Consider the following 21,183-nt stretch of genomic DNA (forward strand, 5'->3'; position numbering starts at 1 on the left):
ACTCAGCATGCCCCAGACGAGGGCCACCCCGGCGACGAGCAGATCGCCAGTGACACTCGCGTCGGACGCATCGCCGCTGGTGAAGCGCTCTTTCTGCCGCTCGCGCTCGGCGCGCGTGCGGTCACGCTCCAGCGACACCAGTGCGTCGGCCAGGTCGGTGCGCTGGGGCGGGTGCAGTTGGGCGGCGCGCTGACCGGCCTGGGCATAGCTCTCCAGCGCGCGTTGCACGGCCTCGGGGTCGATCAGCGAGAACGCAGCGCGGCAGTAGGGGCAGGCGTGGTCCTTGCGAATGTCCACCGGCGAGCCGCAGCCCGTGCAGTAGATGGCACCCACGCGCTTGGCGAGGTCGGCCACTTCGGGCTTGGTCATGTGGCGCACGAAGCCCTTCTCCACCATGAAGGACGAAAAGGTGCTGAAGCGGCCATGCTGGCTGGCGCAGCGGTAGAGCACATAGCGGCCGCTGCGCACCAGGTCGAAACCGTGCGCCAGCGGGCGCACGCAGCGCGGGCAGGCCAGGCTGTTCTGCAACGGGCGCCGCTCGTCCGTGCGGTGCTCGTGCAGCAGTCTGAACAGCTCCACTACCGCCGCAGGCGCGAGCTTGAGGTTCTCGTGGCGGTCGAACCAGATGCCCTGGCAGGCAAAGCACAGGTCGAGCGTCTGCATGCCCCCCTGGTTCGTGGCGAACTGGTGCGCTTCCATGGGCTGGCGGCAGGAGGGGCAAGAGGGCAGGTGCTGCATGGGGCGGGTGGAAAGCCGGCGGGTATACAGCCATGGTAGCGCGCTGGCGGGCGGACCCGCAGGCGACGCAACCCGCGGCCCAGGTCGCCGAACCGAAGCACAATGGCGTGTTGCCAACCCGACAGGCGCCTGACGGCGCCCTCTGCGAGAGAAGAGATCAACGATGCCTGCCATCTGGAAGAAACCCATCACCGTCGAATCGCTCACCCACCACAGCCTGCGCACGGCTGTGCCGCACCTGGGCATCGAGTTCCTGGAAGTCGGCGACGACTTCGTGCGCGGCCGCGTGCCCGTGGACGAGCGCACCCACCAGCCCTACGGCCTGCTGCACGGCGGCGTGAGCGTGGTGCTGGCCGAAACCCTGGGCTCGGTGGGCGCCGCCCACTCCTGCCCCGAGGGCTACCGCGCCGTGGGCCTGGATATCAACGCCAACCACCTGCGCTCCACCCAGAGCGGCTGGGTGACGGGCACGGCCCGCCCGGTGCACATCGGCCGCACCACGCATGTGTGGCAGATCGACATGGTCAACGACGCGGGCGAGATGACCTGCGTGTCGCGCATCACTATGGCGATCCTGGCGCCGCGCTGAGGCAATACGGCCTAAACGGCCGCGCAGACCCCGTCGGCGCGCGGATCGGTCGCGCCCTCGATGCGCCCATCGGGGTGGAACGCCACCGCCCCGGCATGGCCCATCATGTCCTCGAAGGCACCCACCATCTGCACGTCGTGGCCGGCGGCGCGCAGCCGCTCCACCAGGGCCGGGTCGGCGCGCGATTCGAGCTTGAGGTTGGTGGAGTTGTCCCCCCAGGTGCGGCCCAGCAGCCAGCGTGGCGCGGTCACTGCGGCCTGCATGTCCTGGCCGAAGAGCACATGGCGCGTGAACACCGCCGCCTGGGTCTGCGGCTGGCCTTCGCCGCCCATGGTGCCGTAGGCCAGCACGCGCCCATCCTTGAGGTGCGCCAGCGCCGGATTGAGGGTGTGGAACGGCAGGCGCCCGGGTGCGAGCTGGTTGGGCCCCGCGCCCAGCGTGAACGAGGCGCCGCGGTTCTGCCAGTGCAGCCCCGTCTCGGGCAGCACGATGCCGCTGCCGAACTCCCAATAGATGCTCTGGATGTAGCTGACCACGTTGCCCTGGGCATCGGCGGCGCCCATCCACACCGTGTCGCCGGGCTCCGTGGGCTCGGGCCAGGGCGCGGCGCGGGCCTTGTCGATGCGTGCGCCCTCGGCGTCGAGCGAATCGGCCTGCAGGAAGGCCGCCGGGTCGGCGCGCATGTACGCCGGGTCGCCCACGTGCTTGTTGCGCCAGGCAAAGGCGCGCTTGGTGGATTCGACCAGGCCGTGCACATGGTCGAAGCCCTCGGCCTGGCCCACTCCCAGGCGGTCGAACAGGCCCAGGATGGCCAGCGACGAGACGCCCTGCGTGGGCGGCGGCTGGTTGAAGACGCGGCCGGCCGACAACTGCACCGACAGCGGTGCCACCTGCTGGGCGTGCCAGCCCTCCAGGTCGGCCAGCGCCAGCGGGCTGCCCAGGGCCTGCAGGTCGCGCGCCATGCTGCGCGCCAGGTCGCCGCGATAGAAGTCGTGCAGCCCGGCCTCGGCCAGGCGCTGCAGCGTGGCTGCGGTGCGCGGCTGGCGCAAGGTATCACCCCGGTGCGGTTGCCCCTCGGGCGCGAAAGCGGCGGCGAAACCGGGCACATGCTCCAACTCGGCCCACTTGGCGCGGGTCAGTTCGACCTGCGAGGTGGTGATGGGCACGCCCTCGCGCGCATGGCGGATGGCGTCTTCGAGCAGGCGTGCCAGCGGCAGGGGCTTGCCGCCCCAGGCGCGGGCCACTTCCAGCGCCTCGGCCCAGCCGCCGATGGCCCCGGCCACGGTGAGCGCCGCGCGCGGCCCGCGCGTGGGGATGGCCGCGTCGCCGTGCGCCTGGTAGAAGGCGGCATCCGCCGCCTGGGCCGCGCCACCGCAGGCGCGCACCGCCACCGGGGCCGCCGTGCCGGGCGTGTGGATGAGCCAGAAGCCATCGCCACCCAGGCCGTTCATGTGCGGGTAGACCACGGCGATGGCGGCGGCTGCCGCGACCATGGCCTCCACCGCATTGCCGCCTTCGCGCAGCACGGCGGCGCCGGCCTGTGCGGCCAGGTGGTGGGGGGCGGTGACCATGCCACCGCGGCTTTGCAGGCTGTGCAACATCGGAAATGTCTCCTGGGGTTGGTTCTTCTTGGAGCGAATGCTAGTCCATCAATGACACGTGGGCCGCCACCACGCACCAGCCCTGGCCGGGCATGCGCACCCAGGTCTGCTGCTGGCGGCCCGTGCGCGCGCTGCCTTCGCGCGTGAACTCGGTGCTGGCGGTGGCAAAGTCGCGCCCGTAGGTGGTGAGGGTGGTGTTGCGCAGCGTTCGCGCCAGGCCGGCCGCCGGACGGCCGCTGCGGAAGGCGCGGATTGCATCAATGCCGTAGAGGCATTCCGTGGCGCCGTAGCGCACGGTGTGCGGGCTGTGGAAGAACAGCGCATCGAGCACCTCCACTTCGTTGTGGACCAGGGCATGCTCGTAGCGCGCAAAGGCAGCCGTGACCTCGGCGAGGACATAGGGCAAGTTGATGGTGGTGTTGGTGTCCATGGCGCTCAGTTCAATGCCCACCGCCGAGGTAGGCCCGGGTCAGGGCATCGTTGGCGGCGATCTCCGCCGCCGTGCCCTGGGCCACCACACGCCCGCCTTCGAGCACATAGGCCCGATCGGCCAGCGAGAGCGCCAGCGCGGCCATCTGGTCCACCAGCACCAGGGTCATGGATTCATCGCGCAGGCGCGCCAGCGAGGCGAACAGCTCTTCGATGACCTTGGGCGCCAGGCCCAGCGAGGGCTCGTCGAGCAGCAGCACGCGCGGGCGGCTCATGAGGGCGCGGGCGATGGCCAGCATCTGCTGCTCGCCGCCCGAGAGCAGGCCGGCGCGCTGGTGCAGCCGCTCGCGCAGGCGCGGAAAGCGCTGCAGCATCTCCTCCACCCGGGCCTCGCGGCCCTCGGGGTGGAGGAAGGCGCCCAGGCGGATGTTGTCGAGCACCGAGAGTTCGGGGAACACCTGGCGCCCTTCGGGCACCAGCACCAGGCCGCGCGCCACGATCTGCTCGGCGCGCAGCGGGCCCAACTCCACGCCGTCCATGTGGATGCCGCCCGACAGCGGCCGGTGCAGGCCTGCCAGGGTGCGCATCAACGTGGACTTGCCCGCGCCGTTGGCGCCCAGCAGGGCCACCATCTCGCCCTGGCGCACACGCAGGTCCACGGCGTGCAGCACGGGCTCGGCACCATAGCCGGTGGTGAGCCGGCCCACGCCCAGCACTTCGGGGGCATCGGCCAGCAGGGCACGCGCTGCGGCGGCATGCACCGCCACCGCACCGCCTGCGCCATCACCCAGGTAGGCCTTGCGCACGGCGGGGTGGGCCTGCACCTCGGCCGGCGTGCCCTCGGCCAGGTGGCGGCCCGACTCCATCACCACCACATGGTCCGACAGGCCCATCACCAGCGCCATGTCGTGCTCCACCAGCAGCACGCCCACGCCCTGGTCGGCAATGCGGCGCAGCAGGGCGGAGAGCTGGTCCTTGTCCTCCGTCGACAGGCCTGCGGCCGGTTCGTCGAGCAGCAGCACCTCGGGCCGCATGGCCAGTGCGCGGGCAATCTCCACCAGGCGCCGGTCGACGTGCGCCAGGTCGGCAGCCGGCACCTGCACGGCGCCCCGGTAGCCGCACCAGGCCAGCAGGGCGCGTGCCTGGTCCCGGGCACCGGGCGAGCATACGCGGCCATCGCCCAGCAACGGGCCCAGGCCACCGCGTGCCAGCGCCAGGGCCACGTTGTCGAGGACGCTCAGCGAGCCGAAGAGCTGCGAGGTCTGGTAGCTGCGCGCCACACCGGCCCGGGCGATGCGCCAGGCGCCCCGACCCTGCAAGGGCTCATCGCCCAATAGCGCGCCGCCACTGGTGGGCGTGTAGAAACCGCTGAGCATGTTGAGCACCGTGCTCTTGCCCGCGCCGTTGGGCCCGATCAGGCTGGTGACGGCGCCGGGCCGCACGGCAAAGGACAGCTCACTCACCGCGCGCACCCCGCCGAACACCATGGACAGGCCTTGTGCGCTCAGCGCACGGCCGCCCTCAGGCTTCAGGACCGGCAGAGAGCCGCCTGGGGCAGCGCCAGCTTCGGCACTGGCGGGCATGCTGCGGCGCAGGCGCGCGAACAGGCCCACCAGGCCCTGCGGCGCCACCCACAGCACCACCAGCAACAGCGCGCCAAAGAACAGCAGGCGGTACTCCTCCAGGCTGGACAGCAGCTCGGGCAGCAGGCCCACGATGACCGCGCCCACCAGCGGCCCGGCGATGCTGCCGGCGCCGCCGATCATCACCACCAGCACGAACAGGATGGACTGCAGGAAGGAGAAGCTGTGTGGCGTGACGAAGCCCGACAGCGGCGCATACAGCCCGCCCGCCAGCCCCGCGAGCAGGGCCGACACCGCAAACGCCACGGTCTTCACGACCAGCGGATTCAGGCCGATGGACTCGGCCGCCGTCTCCGAGTCGCGCACCGCGCGCAGCGCGGCGCCCCAGGCGCCACGCGAGAGCCGCACATAGGCCAGCAGCGCCACCGCCACGGCCACGATGGCCAGCACGGCAATGGCGCGCTCGCCACGCAGCGCATCGATGCCCAGTGCCGGCGCGGCAATGCCCATGATGCCGTTCTGCCCGCCGGTGAGCTCGCGCATCTCCACCGCGCTGTGCTCCACGATCAGGCCGAAGGCAATCGTCACCATGGCCAGGTACGGGCCTTTGACGCGCAGCGCCGGCAGGGCGAGCAGTGCGCCCATGGCGCCCGCCAGCACGGCAGCCACCGGCCATGCGGCCCAGAAGCTCCAGCCCGCCTTGGTGGTGAGGATGGCCACCGCATAGGCGCCGATGGCGTAGAAGCCCACGTGCCCGAACGAGACCTGGCCCGACAGGCCGAGCAGCACGTTCAGGCCGATACCGACCAGCGCCAGCAGCGCCACGTTGGCCAGCACGAAGACGTAATAGCCATTGACCTGCGTGGCCAGCGCCAGGCCCGCGGCCACGCCCAGCGAAGTGAGTACGAGCAGGGTGGGCATGGCCAGTCCGCGCGCGGACGAAGGAAGGGAAGGTGCGTTCTGCATGGAGGAGAAAATCGTCTTCATACCTTGCGCACCAGGGCACGCCCGAAGAGCCCGTTGGGCCGCACGGCCAGCGCCACGATGACGAGCGAGAAAGTGAGGATCTGCGTGTAGCCCGAGCCCAGCGTGGAGGTGATCAGCGCCTCGGCCACACCGAACAGCAGGCCCGCAGCCATGACGCCCCAGGCGCTGCCGATACCGCCCAGGATGGCGACCGCAAAGGCCTTGAGGCCGAACAGCGTGCCCATGTCGGACTGCACGTTCACTAGCGGCGCGATGAGCACGCCCGCCACGCCGGCGAACACGGCCGACAGCGCGAACGCCGCCGACACCACCCGCCCGATGGGGATGCCCATGAGCCGGGCCGCATCGCGGTTCTGCACCACGGCCAGCATGGCCGTGCCCCAGCGCGTGCGCCGCGCCACGAAATGCAGCACGGCGGCCAGCACCAGGCCGATGGTCGGGATGATGAGCTGCAGCGGGTACACACCCAGGCCGATGTCGCCCAGCGTCATCGGTGCCTGGGCCAGCGGCGACGGCAGGCTGCGCGGCTCCTTGCCGAAGGTGAACATGGCCAGGTTGTCGACCACGATGCCCAGCGCCACCGTGGCCATGAGCCAGGCGTCGGAGCCCCGGCGCGCGAAGGGGCGCACGGCGAAGAATTCCACGGCCAGGCCGTAGAGCGCGCACAGCAGCAGCGCCAGCAATACCGCCAGCGCCATGGGCCAGCCCAGCACCATGGCAAAGCCGTAGGTGAGCACGGCGCCCAGCATCATGGAACTGCCCTGGGCGAAGTTCACGGTGCCGGAAACGACGAAGGTGACGTGAAAGCCCAGGGCCATCAGCCCGTACATGCTGCCCAGGCCGATGCCGCTGATGAGGGCGGAGAGAAAAAGCATCGTGGTGATCGAAGTAGTGAAAGTGCAGGGAAGCCCCGCACCCCTGCGGGCGCGGGACTGCATGGCGTGGCTTGCTTACTTTTCGAGGCCCACCGGCAGGATGCGGTTGCCTATGAACTGCGCCCAGACATAGTCGTTTTCGCTCAGCGCGTCATGGTTGCCTTCGCTGAAGGGCTTGTCGTAGCCCTTGATCAGTCCGTCGTATTTGCCGATCTTGTAGAAGCCCTGGCGCACGGCGTCGCCCTCGGTGCTGCCGGCCTGGGTGATGGCCAGCGCCGCCAGCTGCATGGCGTCGTAGGCGTTGGCCACGCCCACGGCGGGGGTGATGTTGTCGGGGCCCTTGATCTCGGGGTACTTGGCCTTGAGGGCCGCCAGCACCTTCTCGCCCACCGGGCCCTGCTTGCCGAAGAAACTGTAGGTCTGCACGAAGTGCACGTTCTTGGCATTGGGGCCGGCCAGTTCGGTGAAGCGGCCACCCGCAGGGCCCCAGTGCGAGACGATGGGCACCTGCCAGCCCATGCGGTCGAGCGACTTGACCACCTGGGCCGAGGGGCCCACGTTGCCGACCAGGAACAGCGCGTCGGCGCCTGCGGCCTTCAGGCGCGTGAGCTGGGGCACCACGTCCACGTCGCTGTCGCCGAACTTCTCGATGCCGGCGGCCTTCATGCCCTTGGCGGTGAGCGCTGCGGTCAGGCCCTTCTCGTTGGACTCGCCCCAGGGGTTGTTCACCAGGATCATGCCGGGGTTCTTGGCATTGAAGGTCTTTTGCGCATAGGCCAGCATGCCGCGGTCGACGATCTCGTCCACCGCGGAGACGCGGAACGCGAAGTTGGGCTTGGCGCCGTTCTTGGTCACCGGCGTGCCTGCGGCCCAGGGTCCCATGAAGGGCACCTTCTCCTGGTTGGCCAGCTGCACGATGGCAATGGAGACCGGCGTGTCCAGCCCGCCGAAGAGCACGGCCACCTTTTCCTTGTAGATCAGTTCGCGCGCGGCCGTCACGCCCTTGGCGGGGTTGGCCTCGTCGTCGCGGCGCACCAGTTCGAGCTTGCGGCCGCCGAGCAGGCCGCCCTTGGCGTTGATCTCCTCGATGGCAATGGTCAGGCCGCGCGTGATGGCGTCCCCCGCCAGCGCCGATTGACCCGAGAGCGCCGTGACCAAGCCGACCTTGATGGGCTCGGCGGCATGGGCAGCGCTCAGGGCGCCCATGGCGGCCCAGGCAGCGGTGGCGAGCGTGGCGAAGGCAAAGCGGCGGCGTGTGGTGAAAGGCATGGCGGTTCTCCTGCAGTGGCGGGTGGACGGAAATGAACGGATCGGTGGGCGGGTGTCGGTCCGCCTCGGGAGGCTCCACCAGCAAGCAACGTGCCAATGTCAACAAACACCAATATCTATTGGTAACTTTATTGATATGTCATTGTCGACAATCTGGCACACGCTTTGCTGACAATAAAAACCAAAGGCAGTTCACCGCGTTCCGCCCCATTCCGAAGCAGCCCCCGCAATATTTCGCACTCCGGTGGTGCGATCAGGAGCACCAACATGCAGCAGCAAGCACACACCCCACCCACCCAGGATGCCGGCGCCACCGTCGAAGAGTTCCTGCGCCTGGTGATGATTCCGGACCCCGTGGCTGCGAGCCGCTTCGTCGCACCCGGCCTGGTCATCCGCTTCACCGGCGGGCGCCCAATGCGCCAGCCGGCCGAGTGCAGCGCCTTCAACGCCACGCGCTATGCCTGGGTGAAAAAGAAGTTCGAGAGCACCGACGTCGTGGCCGGCGCCACGCACGAAGAGGCCGTGGTCTACAACACGGGCACGCTCTACGGCGCCTGGCCCGATGGCACGCCGTTCGAGGGCAACCGCTATGTGGACCGCTACGTGCTGCAGCGCGGCCTGATCGTGCGGATGGACGTGTGGAACGACAGCGCCGAATGGCTGCTGGTGCGTGCCGGCCTGGCCGCGCCCTGGCCGACCGAAGGTGCCGGCGCATGATCACCAGCATCTACGGCGATGGCCCCCTGCCAGGCCACGGGCGCTTCGGCTACAGCCCTATCACCCGCCGCCCCGACTACACCTGGCCGAACGGCGCGCGCCTGGCGGTGTACCTGGGCTTCAACCTGGAGCACTTCGCCTTCGGCGGGGGCCTGGGTGCGCGCATCGGCCCGGCATCGCCCGAGCCCGACGTGCTCAACTACAGCTGGCGCGAGTACGGCAACCGCGTGGGGGCCTGGCGCTGCCTGGAGCTGTTCGACCAGTTGGCCCTGCCGGCCGGCTGCATCCTGAACACCGCGCTGTACGACCACTGCCCGGAGTTGCTTGCAGCCTGTGCGGCACGGGGCGACGAGCTGATCGGCCACGGCCACACCAATTCGGAGCGCCAGGGCGACTTCGCCGAAGCCGAGGAGGCCGCGCTGCTGGCCGCCTGCCGCGAACGCATCGCACAGGCCGGCGGTGGCGCGCCTACGGGCTGGCTCTCGCCCTGGATCTCCGAGAGCCCCACCACGCCCGACCTGCTGGCCGAGGCAGGCTACCGCTACACCCTGAACTGGGCGCACGATGACCAGCCCGTGCCGATGCGCACGCGCAGCGGCCAGCGGCTGTGGTCGATTCCCTACCCGCAGGAGCTCAACGACATCCCGATGATCGTTGCGCGCCAACTCGACGGCAAGGATTTCGCGCAGATGATTGTCGACAATTTCGACGAGATGCTGCAGCAATCGGCTACGCAGCCATTGGTGATGGGCATCGCCCTGCACCCCTATCTCGTGGGCCAGCCCTACCGGCTGCGGCATCTGCGCCGCGCGCTGGAGCATGTGGCTCGTGCGCGCGATGCCGGTGCCGTCTGGTTCACCACGCCCGGCGCCATTTGCGCGCACGTGGATGCCCTGTTCCCTTCTGCCTGAGCCCCGCCCCATGCACCACCCCATCGCCTCCCCCGGCCTGCCCTTCACCGACACCGTCCATGCCTGGGTGCCCCACGGCCATTTCGTGATCGAAGGGGCGCCCGGCGGCCCCGTGGCCGGCCTGCGCTTTGCCGCCAAGGACGTGTTCGACGTGGCCGGCCACCCAACGGGCGCCGGCAACCCCGCCTGGCTGGCCAGCCACCCGGTGCCCACGCGCCACAGCGCGCTGGTGCAACAGCTGCTCGACGCCGGGGCCACGCTGTGCGGCAAGGTCATTTCGGACGAGCTGGCCTACAGCATCCACGGCCACAACCTGCACTACGGCATGCCGCTCAACAGCGCCGCGCCCGACCGCATCCCCGGGGGCTCGTCGAGCGGATCGGTCGCGGCAGTGGCCGCGCGGCTGGTGGACTTTGCGCTGGGCACCGACACGGGTGGATCCACCCGCGTGCCAGCCAGCTACTGCGGCGTGTGGGGGCTGCGCACCACGCATGGCCTGGTGTCGCGCGAAGGCCTGGTGCCGCTGCACGACAGCTTCGACACGGCGACCTGGTTCGCGCACGATGCCGGCGCCTTCGAACGTGTGGCCCAGGCACTGCTGCCTGCCACCTCCTTCGCGGCGGCGCGCGCCGTCGTGCTGCAGGACGCGGCCGCCGAGGCCGACGCCGAGGTGGCCGCACTGCTGCCCCGCGTGGGGGAAGTGCTCGCCAGAATCCTGCCCCAGGGGGCGGGCGCGGCAACGGCAACCCAGGGCAGTTCGCTGGAGGACTGGCGCCGCCACTATGTGGCCTGGGGCGCCCATGAGGCCTGGCAGGCCCATGGCGAATGGATCAGCGCCCATCCGCCGGGATTCGAGGACGCCATCGCCGGCCGCTGGCAAGCCGCATCCCAGGTCACGGCCGAAGCCGCCGGGGCTGCGCGGGCCGCAGGGCAGGCCGCTCGCGCCCAGGTGCGTGCGCTTGTCGGCAGCGATAGGGTGCTGGTTGTGCCCTCGGCCGCCAGCGTGGCACCGCTGCGCAGCGCCGGGGGCACCGAGATCGATGCCATCCGCGCGCGCACCCTGCGCATCTGCTGCATCGCAGGCCTGGCCGGGTTGCCGCAGGTGAGCCTGCCACTGGCCACGGCCGGTGGCCTGCCCGCAGGGGTGTCGCTGATCGGCCCGGCGGGCAGCGACCTGGCCCTGGTGCGCCTGGCGGTGCAGGTCTGGCAGGCGCTGCAGGACGGCAGGCTCTGAAGGCGCGACAATGGGGGTAACAACATCCGCCGGGCCGCGCGACGACAGACAGCAGGCATTCCGGGCGAACACCATGGCCACCAAGACAACTCCCCGCGCCGACGCCAAGCCACCGCGGGCCACCACCTCGACACCATCCCCTGCGGCAGTGCCGCTCAAGGCGGCCGCGCAACTGCAGGAAAGCGACCTGCCCGGCCTACCGGGCCTGCGCACGGGCGACGACGTGGAAACACGCATCTACAACACGGTGTACGAGAGCGTGATGACCCAGCGCCTGACGCCCGGCACCAAGCTGCCCGAGGCCTCGCTGTGCGAGCTGTTCGACGTGCGCCGCGCCACCGTGCGCAAGGTGCTGCAGGCGCTGGCGCACGACCACATCGTGGACCTGCGCCCCAACCGCGGTGCCATCGTGGCCGAGCCCACGCCCGAGGAGACACGCCAGGTGTTCGAGGCGCGCCGCGCGCTCGAAGGCTCTATCGTGCGCCTGGCCACGCGCCATGCGACGCGCGAGGACATCGCCTCGCTGCGCCGGCAGCTTGCGCAGGAACACGACGCCATGCACCGCTTCACGCAGCCCGCCTGGGCACGGCTGGCCAGTGCCTTCCACCTGCGACTGGCCGAGCTGGCACGCAACCCGGTGCTGCAGCGCTACCTGATGGAACTGGTCTCGCGCTGCTCGCTGATCGTGGCGCTGTACGAGCCACCCGGCAAGGCCTCGTGCGAGCACGAAGAGCATGAACGCGTGGTGGATCTCATCGCCCAGGGCGACGCCGACGGTGCGGCGCGCGAGATGGAAGCGCATCTGCTGGCGCTGGAGCACAGCATCACGCTGCAACAGGAACGCAGCGACAACAATTTGGCGCGCATGCTGGGTATGGCCTGAGGCCTCCGCAAGATATCCGCGGTGATCAGTTGTCGGCGGCCTGTGATCGGGCCAGCCGCTCGCTCTGCCAGTACACGTCGTCGCCGCCATCCATGCGGTTGAGCACGCGGGCGAGCACGAACATCAGGTCCGACAGGCGGTTGAGGTACTGGCGCGGCGCGTCGTTCAAGGTTTCTTCGCTGCCCAGGCCCACCACCACACGCTCGGCGCGCCGGGCCACGGTGCGGCAGACATGGGCCTGTGACGCGGCTCGGGTGCCTGCGGGCAAGATGAACTCCTGCAAACGTGGCAGTGATGCGTTGTAGTGCGCCAGCGCTTCGTCCAGCTGCAGCACGGCCTCGGGCTTGAGCAGTTCGTAGCCGGGGATGGACAGCTCGCCGCCCAGGTTGAACAGCTGGTGCTGCACCTGCACGAGCAGGCTGCGCACATCATCCGGCAAGGGTTCGCACAGCAGCAGGCCGATGTGGGAGTTGAGCTCGTCCACATCGCCCATGGCATGGATACGGGTGCTGTTCTTGGAGACGCGCTGGTCGTTGCCCAGCCCGGTGGTGCCGGCATCGCCCGTGCGAGTGGCGATGGCGGTGAGTCGATTGCCCATGGAGGCCTCCTGTGCGCAGCGTCTGCAGAAGTCCGGCAACGCTGTTTCGTTGAATGGGGATTGCCATCGCAGGTGCAGGACACCCTTCTCGACAGCCATGCGCCGCATTGTCATTCATCGCCGCACATTGGCGCCTGAACCCATGGGAAAAGGCAGAAGCGGAAACGGCAAATGCAGTTCATGCCAACCATGCCCCTGAAAGGCAGGTGTCACGTCACTGCATGGAGAAAGAAGGTGCGGGTAGTGCGCCACCCGCCGGACGGGGCCGGTGGGCGGCACCCGCACCAGGGCGAGTGCCAGCCGCACCGGATTCATCTGCCGCGATGGCGGCGATCACTGGACCGTGGCGCGGCGGTTGGCAGCGTCGATCTCGGCAGTGGAGACCAGGCCGTTCTTGGCGCTGGACTGCATGCCGGCCCATGCGTCAGCATGGTAGCGATCCCACTCGGCGCGCGAGACCATGCCGTCGCCGTTGGCGTCCATCAGGCGGGCGTTGGTCTTCTTCTCAGCGTTGGCTGCTGCCTTGCCGCCGGCAGCGGTAGCATCGATTTCAGGGGCGGGAGCACCCTTGCCCATGCCAGCAGCGGGGTTGGCTACGGCGGCCGACGAGTTGGCCTTCTTGTTGTCGACCTTGTTCTGTGCAGAGGTGGCGGCTGCGCCACCCGATGCGGACGGGCTCACTTCGGCAGGGGTCTTGCCCACGCCAGCGGGGGCCTGTGCCAGCGCGGCACTGCAGGCGAGAACGGCCAGGGAAGCGATGAGGGTGTGCTTGGTAGTCATTGGAGAGTCCTTGTCAGAAGAAGAGCGTTGAGTGCTCTGGGTCCATTGTTCAAGCGATCCGTGATCCGGCCTGTAGGACTTGCGCAGGGACTGACGTGGGACTTCAAGCGCCCGCGCGGCGCTAGGTCGCAGCGCATTCGGCCGGGCGTCCTACACCAAGAGTTACACCGGGCAGGCAAATGTAGGCCCAGGCAACAGCCGGCAAAATGGCTGGCTGCCCACAGCCATCTGCGGTGCAATGGTGGCCTGTTCAACTTCGGAGCTCAGCACCCATGAAGACCCCAACGACCGTGAACACCCCATCGCGCAAAGCGGCCCACCCCTTCGATGCCAGCAGCGCCCTGCTGTTTGCCGTGCTTTCCATCGGTTCTTTCACTGCGGCGTCCACAGCCCATGCGCAGAACACCACCAACAACCCACCGCTGACCGCGCCGGCCAACAGCACCCGGCCTGCGACACCGAGCCTGGGGGTGACCCCGCCCATCCCCCACGGCGCCACGACCGCATCGCCCGCCCTGGCGCCCCAGCTCGGCGGCACGGCCAACTCCACCCAACAGGTGCAGAACTCGCAGGCCGGCGTCGCCTTTGCGCGGGCGGATGCCAACCGCGATGGCCAGCTGAGCCCGCAGGAAGCCGTGATGCTGCCAGCCATCAGCCAGAAGTTCGAGGCCCTGGACCGCAACAAGGACAAGTTCCTGTCGCTCGAAGAGTTTGCCCTGGCCGCCAAGTCCTGATCGACCCCACCTCCCCGTCCATCCACAAGCACGCTGCGGCGTGCTTCTTTTTTGCCCGCCAATCAGTCGTGCAGCGACGAGAGAAACTGCTGCAGCTCGGGCGTCTTCGGACTGCCAAAGAGTTCGGCAGGCGTGCCGGTCTCGTGCACGCGGCCCTGGTGCATGAAGATCACGCGGTCGCCCACCTTGCGCGCGAACGCCATCTCGTGCGTGACCATCATCAGCGTCATGCCTTCCAGCGCCAGCGACTCCACCACGCGCAGCACCTCGCCCACCAGTTCCGGGTCCAGCGCCGAGGTGATCTCGTCGCACAACAGCACCTGCGGCTCCATCGCCAGCGCACGGGCAATCGCCACGCGCTGCTGCTGCCCGCCCGACAGTTGGTCGGGCATGGTGTCGAACTTCTCGGCCAGGCCCACGCGTTCGAGCAGCTTGCGCGCCTGCTCGGCGGCGGCCTTGGCGTCGCGCGCCTTGACCAGCGTGGGCGCCAGCATGATGTTGCGGCCTACGGAGAGGTGCGGAAACAGGTTGAAGTTCTGGAAGATCATGCCCACCTGCTGGCGCAACGCGCGCATGGCGGTGGGGCTTTCGTGCATGAGCTTCTGGCCGTTGACGCTGAGCGCACCCTCCTGGAACACCTCCAGGCCGTTGATGCAGCGCAGCAGCGTGCTCTTGCCCGAGCCGCTCTTGCCGATGATGGCGATCACCTCGCCGCGCTGCACCTTCAGATCGATGCCTTTGAGCACCTCGTTCGTGCCGTAGGACTTGCGTAGCGCCGTGATGTCCACGATGGGGCGGCCGGGCAGCACATCGGCAGGGGCTGCGGTGGCAGGGGTGGTGGTGTCAGTGCCGGTTGCCATGGAGTTTCCTTTCGAGGGACTGCGCCACCAGGCTCACCGGGAAGCACAGCGCAAAATACATGAGGGCCACGCAGGCGTAGACCAGGAAGGGCTTGTAGGTGGCGTTGGAGATCATGCTGCCGGCCTTGGTCAGTTCGACGAAGCCGATCACAGAAGCCAGCGCCGTGCCCTTGATCACCTGCACCAGAAAGCCCACCGTGGGCGGCACGGCGATGCGCAGCGCCTGCGGCAGCACCACGTGGCGCAGTTGCTCGCGGAAGTTGAGCGCCAGGCTCTGCGCGGCCTCCCACTGCCCCTTGGGGATGGACTCCACGCAGCCTCGCCAGATCTCGGTGAGGTAGGCGCTGGTGTAGAGCGTGAGCGCAAAGGCCGCCGCTGTCCACGGCGAGGTCTTGATGCCGAACAACGCGATGCCGAAGTAGGCCAGGAACAGCTGCATCAGCAGCGGCGTGCCCTGGAAGACCTGCACATAGGCACTGATGGCGCGCTGCGCACCGCGCAGCTTGGACAGGCGCAGCACCAGCAGCGCCATGCCGACGAGGCCGCCACCAATGAAGGCGATCAGCGAGAGGCTCACCGTCCAGCGCGCGGCGCCGAGCAGGTTGCGCAAGATATCCCAGATGGAGAATTCGACCACATTACCTCCCGATCAGGAAACGCGCGCCCACCCACACCAGCAGGCGCCGGGTGAGCATGGACAGCGCCAGGTACACGATGGTGGCCACGATGAAGGCCTCGAACGCGCGGAAGGTGTTGCTGGAGATCAGATTGGCGGCGTAGCTCAGCTCCGGCGTGGAGATCTGCCCGCACACAGCCGAGCCCAGCATGACGATGATGATCTGGCTCACCATCGAGGGCCACACCTTCTGCAGTGCGGGCGGCAGCACCACCCGGCGGAAGGTCTGGCCGGGGGTGAGCGCCAGGCTGGCGGCGGCCTCCACCTGGCCGCGCGGCGTGGCCTCGATGCCGGCGCGGATGATCTCGGACGAGTAGGCGCCGAGGTTGATCACCATGGCCAGCACCGACGCGAGCTCGGGGGAGAGCTTGAGCCCCAGCGCCGGCAGCCCGAAGAACAGGAAGAACAGCTGCACGATGAACGGCGTGTTGCGCACCAGCTCCACGTACGCGGCCACCACCCAGCGCAGCGCCGCCGGGCGCGGACCCAGGTTGCGCGAGCGCGCCCAGGCGCAGGCCGTGCCCAGCAGCAAGCCCAGCACCGTGCCCACCACGGTGAGCCCTATCGTCCAGGCCACGCCGCGCAGCAGTAGAGGCCACTGCGAGAAAACGGCAGAGAAATCCAGTTGGATGAGCATGGTGTGCCTACCCCGCCGCGCTCATCGCGCGGCAGGCCTGTGCAGGAAGGAGTCTATGGAATGCGCCTGGAAGAGCGGTTGAGAAAACTCAGCGAAGCGGTTCTGGCTAGGCGCTGCGTCGCAGGCAGTACGCTAGTACGACAAGACGCAGCAACAACGCCAGAAGAGTTTTATCAATCGCTTACTGCGGCAGGTCGCCTGCTGGGCGGCCCAGCCACTTGCTGGACAGCTTGTCGATGTCGCCGGACTTCCTGGCCTCGGCGATGATCTCGTTCACGCGCAGGCGCAGCTTGTCTTCGCCCTTGGCCACGCCGATGAAGTTGGGGCTGTCCTTGAGCAGCAGCTTGTACTCGGTGGCCAGGTTCGGGTTCTTGACCATGATGGTGCCGGCCGTCGATGCGCTGGTGGCAATCGCCTGCGTCTGGCCCGACACGAAGGCCGAGATGCTGGCCGCATGGTCCTCGAAGCGCTTGACGTCCACACCGGCGGGCGCGACCTTGGCCAGCTCCTGGTCTTCCATGGCGCCGCGCGTCACGGCCACCGACTTGCCGGTCAGGTCGGCAAAGCTCTTGATCGACAGGCTCTTGCTCGCGAACACGGCCTGGAAGAACGGCGCGTAGGCGGCGGTGAAGTCGATCACCTTCTCGCGGTCGGGGTTCTTGCCCAGGGTGGAGATGACGAGGTCGGCCTTCTGCGTCTGCAGGTAGGGGATGCGGTTGGCGCTGGTCACCGGGATCAGCTCGACCTTCACACCCAGCTTGGCGGCAATGTAGTTGGCCATCTCCACGTCCAGGCCCTGGGGCTTGAGGTCAGTGCCAACGAAGCCGTAGGGCGGGTAGTCGGTGGGGATGGCGATCTTGATTTCCTTGGCCTTGAGGATGTTGTCCAGCGCGTTCTGCGCATGCGCGGCGGGCGCCAGCAGCGCGGCCGACAGGCCGGCGGCGGCCAGCAGGCCCAGGGTGGAACGGCGGGTGGTGGCACGGGTGGTCATAGCAAGGCTCCTAGGTAGGTGGATGCGTCGTCGGACGGTGGGGGAACAGGTTTCTTTTTCTTCGCTGCGGCAGCACTGGCCTTGCGCGGTGCACGCGCCTTGGCGGGTTCGGCTGCGGGTGCCGAGGCGCTCTTGCGCACGGGCGCCAGCGCATCGCGCAGCTCGGCCAGCGGGTCGTGGCTGGCCTGCAGGCGCAGCGCGTCCTGCACGGTGCCGATGTGTTCGGACATGAGGGCCTCGGCGCGGGCGATGTCGCCGGCCTCCAGCGCCTCGACGATGCGCACGTGGTCGGCGCACGATTGGGCCGCGTCGTGCGAGGACTGGTAGAGCATGGCGATCAGCGTGGTGCGCGCCGTGAAATCGCGCAGCGTGTCGGCCAGCAGGCTGTTGCCCAGGCACTCGGCCAGGCAGACGTGGAAATCGCCCAGCAGAAAGCTGCGCGCGCCCACGTCGCTGCCGGCCAGGGCCGCCTTCTCGCGCTGCAGGTGGCTCTTGAGCTGGCGCAGCGCCGCCTTGTCCACCGACTTGAGCTGGTGCAGCAGGCCGAGTTCGATCACGCGGCGCGCCTCGAAGGCCTCGCGCGCCTCGTCCTCGGAGGGTTCGATCACGTACCAGCCGCGGCGCGCGCTCACGGTGACGATGCCGCGCGTGGACAGCCGCGTGAGCGCCTCGCGCACGATGGTGCGGCTGCAATCGAACAGCATGGCCAGCTGCTGCTCGCCCAGGCGCGAGCCCGGGGCCAGCTTCTGGGCCATCACGGCTTCGATGATGCGGTTGCTGATGTCGGTGGCGGAGGTCATTGCATCCCGTTACGCAGAAACCGTGCCAACTGGTATACAAGCGCAATGCACCAGCTTGGCGCACCACCGGAGTGTCCGAGGCATGGCCTGCCCCGTCGGAGTGCTAGAGAATGCCGTCCCAGACCCACCAGTGAGCGGCTGCTGGATCTGGCACGCACCGGGATGGCACATTGAAGTGCATGGCCCATGGCGCCACTTGCGCATGGGCCGGCCAGCCCGGATCGCCACTGGTTGCAAAGCGCACCCAGGCACCGTGCATGGCGTCCGACAGTGCCTGTGGTGCGCAAGCGCCCGTGAATTCCAGCCCCTGCGCGGAGCGCAAGTTGCCGAACACAAAGGGCAGTTCCACCGCATGGGCCGCGCCCAGCCGCCCACGCCACTGGGGCGACCTCCAGTCGAATTGGTACAGGTACGCCTTTACGCCCAGGGCGCCGGCCATGGAGGCGATGCGGTGCGCGGGAACGCGGTAGTAATAGTCCGACTGCACAGCGCATAGCAGTTCGCCCGGGGTGGTGACGCCCTGCCCTGCAGCCGCCGCATAGGCCTGCAGCCCATTGGCCGGCAAGCCCACGGCATCGGCAAAGGACTGCAGCTGCGCACCCGTCACGCGGTCCACCGCGCCACCGGGCACGTGGTACAGGCGCATCTCATCGGCATTGCTGCCCACCATTACCTGCAGGCTAGGCAGTGCACATGCATCACGCATGGCCTGCAAGGGCGGCGCAGGCAGCACCGTGCCATCCACCACGGGCCGCAGCGGAAAGAAGTTGCGTCCGTCGATGCCATGCTGCAGCCGCAGGGCCGGCTCCGCAGCCAGGCGGTGCACGGCGTGCAGCACCGCAGGCAGCGGCGCTGCCGCCAACGCATCGCGCGTGGGCGCCACCCCCACCAGCGCTGCGATGGCCATGCGTACCGCAGCCGCTTCTGCCAGGTCCTGGCAGGCGATGCTTGGGCTTTGCAGGATGGCGCGCTGGAACAGCCCCTGCGCCACCGACATGCCCAGCAGGCAGGCCAGGGCACCGCCACCTGCGGACTGGCCGAACACCGTCACCCGCGCCGGGTCACCGCCAACGGCGTGGATGTGGTCCTGCACCCATTTCAGGGCAGCCACCTGGTCGAGCAGGCCGCGGTTGGCTATCGCGTCCTGCACATGCAGAAAACCGTCCACCCCCAGGCGATATTGCAGCGACACGAACACGATGCCCTGGCGCGCAAATGCTGCGCCGTCGTACAAGGGATCGCTGGCGCTGCCGCGAAAGAACCCGCCGCCATGCACCCACACCATCACCGGCAGGTGCTCGCCGGCCCCTGCCTCAGGCGCCCAGATATTCAGTGCCAGGCAATCTTCCCCGCCCTGCACTGGCGCACCGGCCAAGGCGGCCCGGGCCCACTGCGGCGCCATGGGCGCAAAGGCCACGGCATCGCGCACGCCGCTCCAGGCCGGCACGGCCACAGGCGGCAGAAAGCGGCGCGCTCCGTAAGGCGCCAGTGCATAGCGCACCCCCCGGAACACGCGCAGACCGGACTCCCAGACCCCGCGCAAGCGGCCACCGTGCGCCAGCACGGCCTCGGGCGCCGCAGGCCGGATCGGCGCGTGCAGCGTCATTCCGTGGCCAGGCCCAGCTTGTCGATCAGAGGGCGCCACACGGCAGCATCGCGGGTAGCCCAGGCGAGCGCATCGCCGGGGGTGGATCCCGTGAGTGTCACGTTCATGGTCTCAAGGCGGGTCTTGTACTGGGCATCGCTGCGGCATTTGTCCGTCACCGCATTGAGCTTGTTGAGCAAGTCTAGCGGTGTCCCTGCCCGTGCCACCACTGCAATCCATGAGGGCCGCGCCAGGTCGCCAGCGGCGGGCAGGGCTTCGGCGATGGTGGGCACGTCAGGCAACTGCGGTGAGCGCTGGGCTGCAAATAGGGCCAGCGGCACCAGCTTGCCGGCCTTGACCTGAGCGGTGGCCGTTCCGATCACCAGGGTCATCGCATGGATCTGCTGGCCCATCAGCGCCGTGAGACCAGCGCCCTCGCCGACGAAGGGGACATGGGTGGCTGGCACACCCATGCGGTCCATGAGGGCGGTGGTGAGCAGGTGCGCAGGGCTGCCCTTGCCCGGTGAGCCGAAGTTGAGGCCGCCCGGGGTAGCACGCGCCAGCTTCTCAAGGTCGGCCAGGCGGGTGATACCCTGCCCCGCCGGCACGGCAAGCACGAGCGGCGAGGTGCCCAGGACGGAAACGCCATCAAAGTCGCGCAAAGGATCGTAGGGCTGCTGCCTGTACACATACGGCGTGATGGACATCTGCGACATGCCGATGCTCATCAGGCTATAGCCATCGGCTGGCTGGGCCTTGAGATAGTTGACCGCCAGGATGCCATTGGCCCCAGGCTTGTTCTGTACGACCACGGCTTGGCCCAACTCGCGGGCGGCACAGTCGGCCCATACGCGGGTCATGGCGTCCGAGCCACTGCCGGGAGGCTGTTGGGCAATGATCTGGATGGGCTTGGAGGGGTAGGCACCCGGTTGCGCGCCTGCAGCCGTGGCCACGGCCAGGCACGCAGCGGCCATCAGCACGCGCGGTGAGGTTGGTGAATGCAGATACTGCACAGTCATGGTTTGTCTCCTGTCGTTGGCGTCTTGGTACGCGCTGTGCGCTGGCGGCTGCGGGCCTTGCCGCCGCCACCTTCCTCCTGGCAGCGGGCGGCAATGAGGCCCGCCAGGCATTCGAGCTGTGCGATGTGGGCAGCCTTGTGTGCAGGGCCATCCACCACAGGGGTGAACAACTGCAGCAGGCCCAGGCCGCGCAGTGTGGAAAACACAAGGCCCAGGAAAGCCTCGCGGTCTGCATGGCCAGTGAGTTCGGGGAAGGTGTCGAAGAAGCCGGCGCGCATCTTCGCATTGAGCGTGGCGCGCAGCGCGGCGATGTGGGCCAGCACTTCGGGCTGGTTGCGGCAACCGAGATAGATGTTCCAGGCCACGATGAAGCGCGGCTGGGCATAGACCAGGTTCCATGCGGCATGCACGAACTGCGCTGCGCGCTGCGGCGGTGCGAGCGCGGCGGCAGGCCACAGCTGGCCGTCCTGGCGGCCCGAGTCGATCAGCTCGCTGAGCACCCGCATCATCAGCACGGCCTTGGACTCGAAGTGGTGCTGCACGGCCCCTGAGGTCATGCCGGCCGAGCGGGCCAGCTCGTGGATGGACATCTCCTCGAAGCTCTTGCTCTGGATCACATCGATGGCGGTGGCGATCAGGTGCTGGCGCGTGGCGGCACTGCGCTCGGCATGCGTGCGCCGGGGGGGG

The 21,183-nt window shown here is 68.8% G+C and carries 22 protein-coding genes; 6 read left to right on the forward strand and 16 right to left on the reverse strand.

Annotated features, from left to right (window positions below; translation table 11 throughout):
• On the reverse strand, nucleotides 1–738 hold a 738-nt coding region (locus ASE31_RS04390; RefSeq protein ID WP_057200787.1), incomplete at its 3' end, for a zf-TFIIB domain-containing protein.
• Nucleotides 739–901: 163 nt separating this feature from the next.
• On the opposite strand from ASE31_RS04390, the gene ASE31_RS04395 reads away from it, so the two are divergent.
• Entirely contained in the window at nucleotides 902–1,327 is a 426-nt protein-coding gene (locus tag ASE31_RS04395; RefSeq protein WP_057200328.1) for a hotdog fold thioesterase, read from the forward strand.
• Nucleotides 1,328–1,338: 11 nt separating this feature from the next.
• Here the strand turns inward: ASE31_RS04395 and ASE31_RS04400 are convergent, their stop codons facing one another.
• The 5 genes from ASE31_RS04400 to ASE31_RS04420 form a co-directional block, all read right to left on the reverse strand.
• Entirely contained in the window at nucleotides 1,339–2,928 is a 1,590-nt protein-coding gene (locus ASE31_RS04400; protein WP_057200329.1) for a gamma-glutamyltransferase family protein, read from the reverse strand.
• 40 nt (nucleotides 2,929–2,968) lie between these two features.
• Nucleotides 2,969–3,358, reverse strand: a complete 390-nt coding sequence (hpxZ, locus tag ASE31_RS04405) for an oxalurate catabolism protein HpxZ (RefSeq protein WP_057200330.1) — start codon at nucleotides 3,356–3,358, stop codon at nucleotides 2,969–2,971.
• A 10-nt stretch (nucleotides 3,359–3,368) separates the two neighbouring features.
• Entirely contained in the window at nucleotides 3,369–5,861 is a 2,493-nt protein-coding gene (locus tag ASE31_RS04410; protein ID WP_057200788.1) for a branched-chain amino acid ABC transporter ATP-binding protein/permease, read from the reverse strand.
• A gap of 62 nt (nucleotides 5,862–5,923) precedes the next feature.
• Nucleotides 5,924–6,802, reverse strand: coding sequence for a branched-chain amino acid ABC transporter permease (locus tag ASE31_RS04415; RefSeq protein ID WP_057200331.1), 879 nt, complete (start codon nucleotides 6,800–6,802; stop codon nucleotides 5,924–5,926).
• A gap of 75 nt (nucleotides 6,803–6,877) precedes the next feature.
• The gene (locus ASE31_RS04420; RefSeq protein WP_057200332.1) at nucleotides 6,878–8,071 is read right to left on the reverse strand and encodes an ABC transporter substrate-binding protein; all 1,194 of its coding nucleotides are present in this window, start codon (nucleotides 8,069–8,071) and stop codon (nucleotides 6,878–6,880) included.
• 267 nt (nucleotides 8,072–8,338) lie between these two features.
• Between ASE31_RS04420 and ASE31_RS04425 the strand changes: the two genes are divergently transcribed.
• From ASE31_RS04425 to ASE31_RS04440, 4 genes are all read left to right on the forward strand, one after another.
• Nucleotides 8,339–8,788, forward strand: coding sequence for a hypothetical protein (locus ASE31_RS04425; RefSeq protein WP_057200333.1), 450 nt, complete (start codon nucleotides 8,339–8,341; stop codon nucleotides 8,786–8,788).
• On the forward strand, nucleotides 8,785–9,699 hold the full coding sequence (locus tag ASE31_RS04430) for a polysaccharide deacetylase family protein (RefSeq protein WP_200961069.1): 915 nt from the start codon (nucleotides 8,785–8,787) through the stop codon (nucleotides 9,697–9,699). Before ASE31_RS04425 ends, ASE31_RS04430 begins: the two co-directional genes overlap by 4 nt.
• Nucleotides 9,700–9,709: 10 nt before the next feature.
• Complete coding sequence (locus ASE31_RS04435; RefSeq protein WP_057200334.1) at nucleotides 9,710–10,933, forward strand: amidase; 1,224 nt, start codon at nucleotides 9,710–9,712, stop codon at nucleotides 10,931–10,933.
• A 73-nt stretch (nucleotides 10,934–11,006) separates the two neighbouring features.
• Nucleotides 11,007–11,816: a GntR family transcriptional regulator gene (locus tag ASE31_RS04440; protein WP_057200335.1), complete on the forward strand. Its 810-nt coding sequence runs from the start codon at nucleotides 11,007–11,009 to the stop codon at nucleotides 11,814–11,816.
• A 25-nt stretch (nucleotides 11,817–11,841) separates the two neighbouring features.
• Here the strand turns inward: ASE31_RS04440 and ASE31_RS04445 are convergent, their stop codons facing one another.
• Together ASE31_RS04445 and ASE31_RS04450 are read right to left on the reverse strand one after the other, a co-directional pair.
• Nucleotides 11,842–12,414 carry a cob(I)yrinic acid a,c-diamide adenosyltransferase gene (locus ASE31_RS04445; protein WP_057200336.1) on the reverse strand — a complete coding sequence of 191 codons (573 nt, stop codon included), beginning with the start codon at nucleotides 12,412–12,414 and terminating at the stop codon, nucleotides 11,842–11,844.
• A 333-nt stretch (nucleotides 12,415–12,747) separates the two neighbouring features.
• The gene (locus ASE31_RS04450; protein ID WP_057200337.1) at nucleotides 12,748–13,194 is read right to left on the reverse strand and encodes a hypothetical protein; all 447 of its coding nucleotides are present in this window, start codon (nucleotides 13,192–13,194) and stop codon (nucleotides 12,748–12,750) included.
• A gap of 272 nt (nucleotides 13,195–13,466) precedes the next feature.
• Here ASE31_RS04450 and ASE31_RS04455 point away from each other — a divergent pair, with 272 nt between their 5' ends.
• Nucleotides 13,467–13,928 (forward strand): hypothetical protein, encoded by a 462-nt coding sequence (locus tag ASE31_RS04455; protein ID WP_082604024.1) that lies wholly within the window; start codon nucleotides 13,467–13,469, stop codon nucleotides 13,926–13,928.
• Nucleotides 13,929–13,990: 62 nt separating this feature from the next.
• Here ASE31_RS04455 and ASE31_RS04460 read toward each other — a convergent pair whose 3' ends face one another.
• The 8 genes from ASE31_RS04460 to ASE31_RS04495 form a co-directional block, all read right to left on the reverse strand.
• On the reverse strand, nucleotides 13,991–14,788 hold the full coding sequence (locus ASE31_RS04460) for an amino acid ABC transporter ATP-binding protein (RefSeq protein WP_057200339.1): 798 nt from the start codon (nucleotides 14,786–14,788) through the stop codon (nucleotides 13,991–13,993).
• Nucleotides 14,772–15,425: an amino acid ABC transporter permease gene (locus tag ASE31_RS04465; RefSeq protein ID WP_057200340.1), complete on the reverse strand. Its 654-nt coding sequence runs from the start codon at nucleotides 15,423–15,425 to the stop codon at nucleotides 14,772–14,774. Before ASE31_RS04465 ends, ASE31_RS04460 begins: the two co-directional genes overlap by 17 nt.
• Before the next feature lies 1 nt (nucleotide 15,426).
• Nucleotides 15,427–16,101, reverse strand: coding sequence for an amino acid ABC transporter permease (locus ASE31_RS04470; RefSeq protein ID WP_057200341.1), 675 nt, complete (start codon nucleotides 16,099–16,101; stop codon nucleotides 15,427–15,429).
• 181 nt (nucleotides 16,102–16,282) lie between these two features.
• Entirely contained in the window at nucleotides 16,283–17,092 is an 810-nt protein-coding gene (locus ASE31_RS04475; protein WP_057200342.1) for a transporter substrate-binding domain-containing protein, read from the reverse strand.
• Entirely contained in the window at nucleotides 17,089–17,892 is an 804-nt protein-coding gene (locus tag ASE31_RS04480) for a GntR family transcriptional regulator (protein WP_057200343.1), read from the reverse strand. The genes ASE31_RS04475 and ASE31_RS04480 overlap by 4 nt, the downstream gene beginning before the upstream one ends.
• Before the next feature lie 103 nt (nucleotides 17,893–17,995).
• Entirely contained in the window at nucleotides 17,996–19,498 is a 1,503-nt protein-coding gene (locus ASE31_RS04485; RefSeq protein ID WP_057200344.1) for a carboxylesterase/lipase family protein, read from the reverse strand.
• Entirely contained in the window at nucleotides 19,495–20,496 is a 1,002-nt protein-coding gene (locus tag ASE31_RS04490; protein WP_057200345.1) for a tripartite tricarboxylate transporter substrate binding protein, read from the reverse strand. The genes ASE31_RS04485 and ASE31_RS04490 overlap by 4 nt, the downstream gene beginning before the upstream one ends.
• The coding region (locus tag ASE31_RS04495) for a TetR/AcrR family transcriptional regulator (protein ID WP_057200790.1) at nucleotides 20,493–21,183 on the reverse strand (691 nt) is incomplete at its 5' end. The genes ASE31_RS04490 and ASE31_RS04495, both read right to left, overlap by 4 nt.

The sequence above is a fragment of the Acidovorax sp. Root217 genome (assembly GCF_001428645.1).
In the GTDB taxonomy this organism is placed as follows: Bacteria; Pseudomonadota; Gammaproteobacteria; order Burkholderiales; family Burkholderiaceae_C; genus Acidovorax.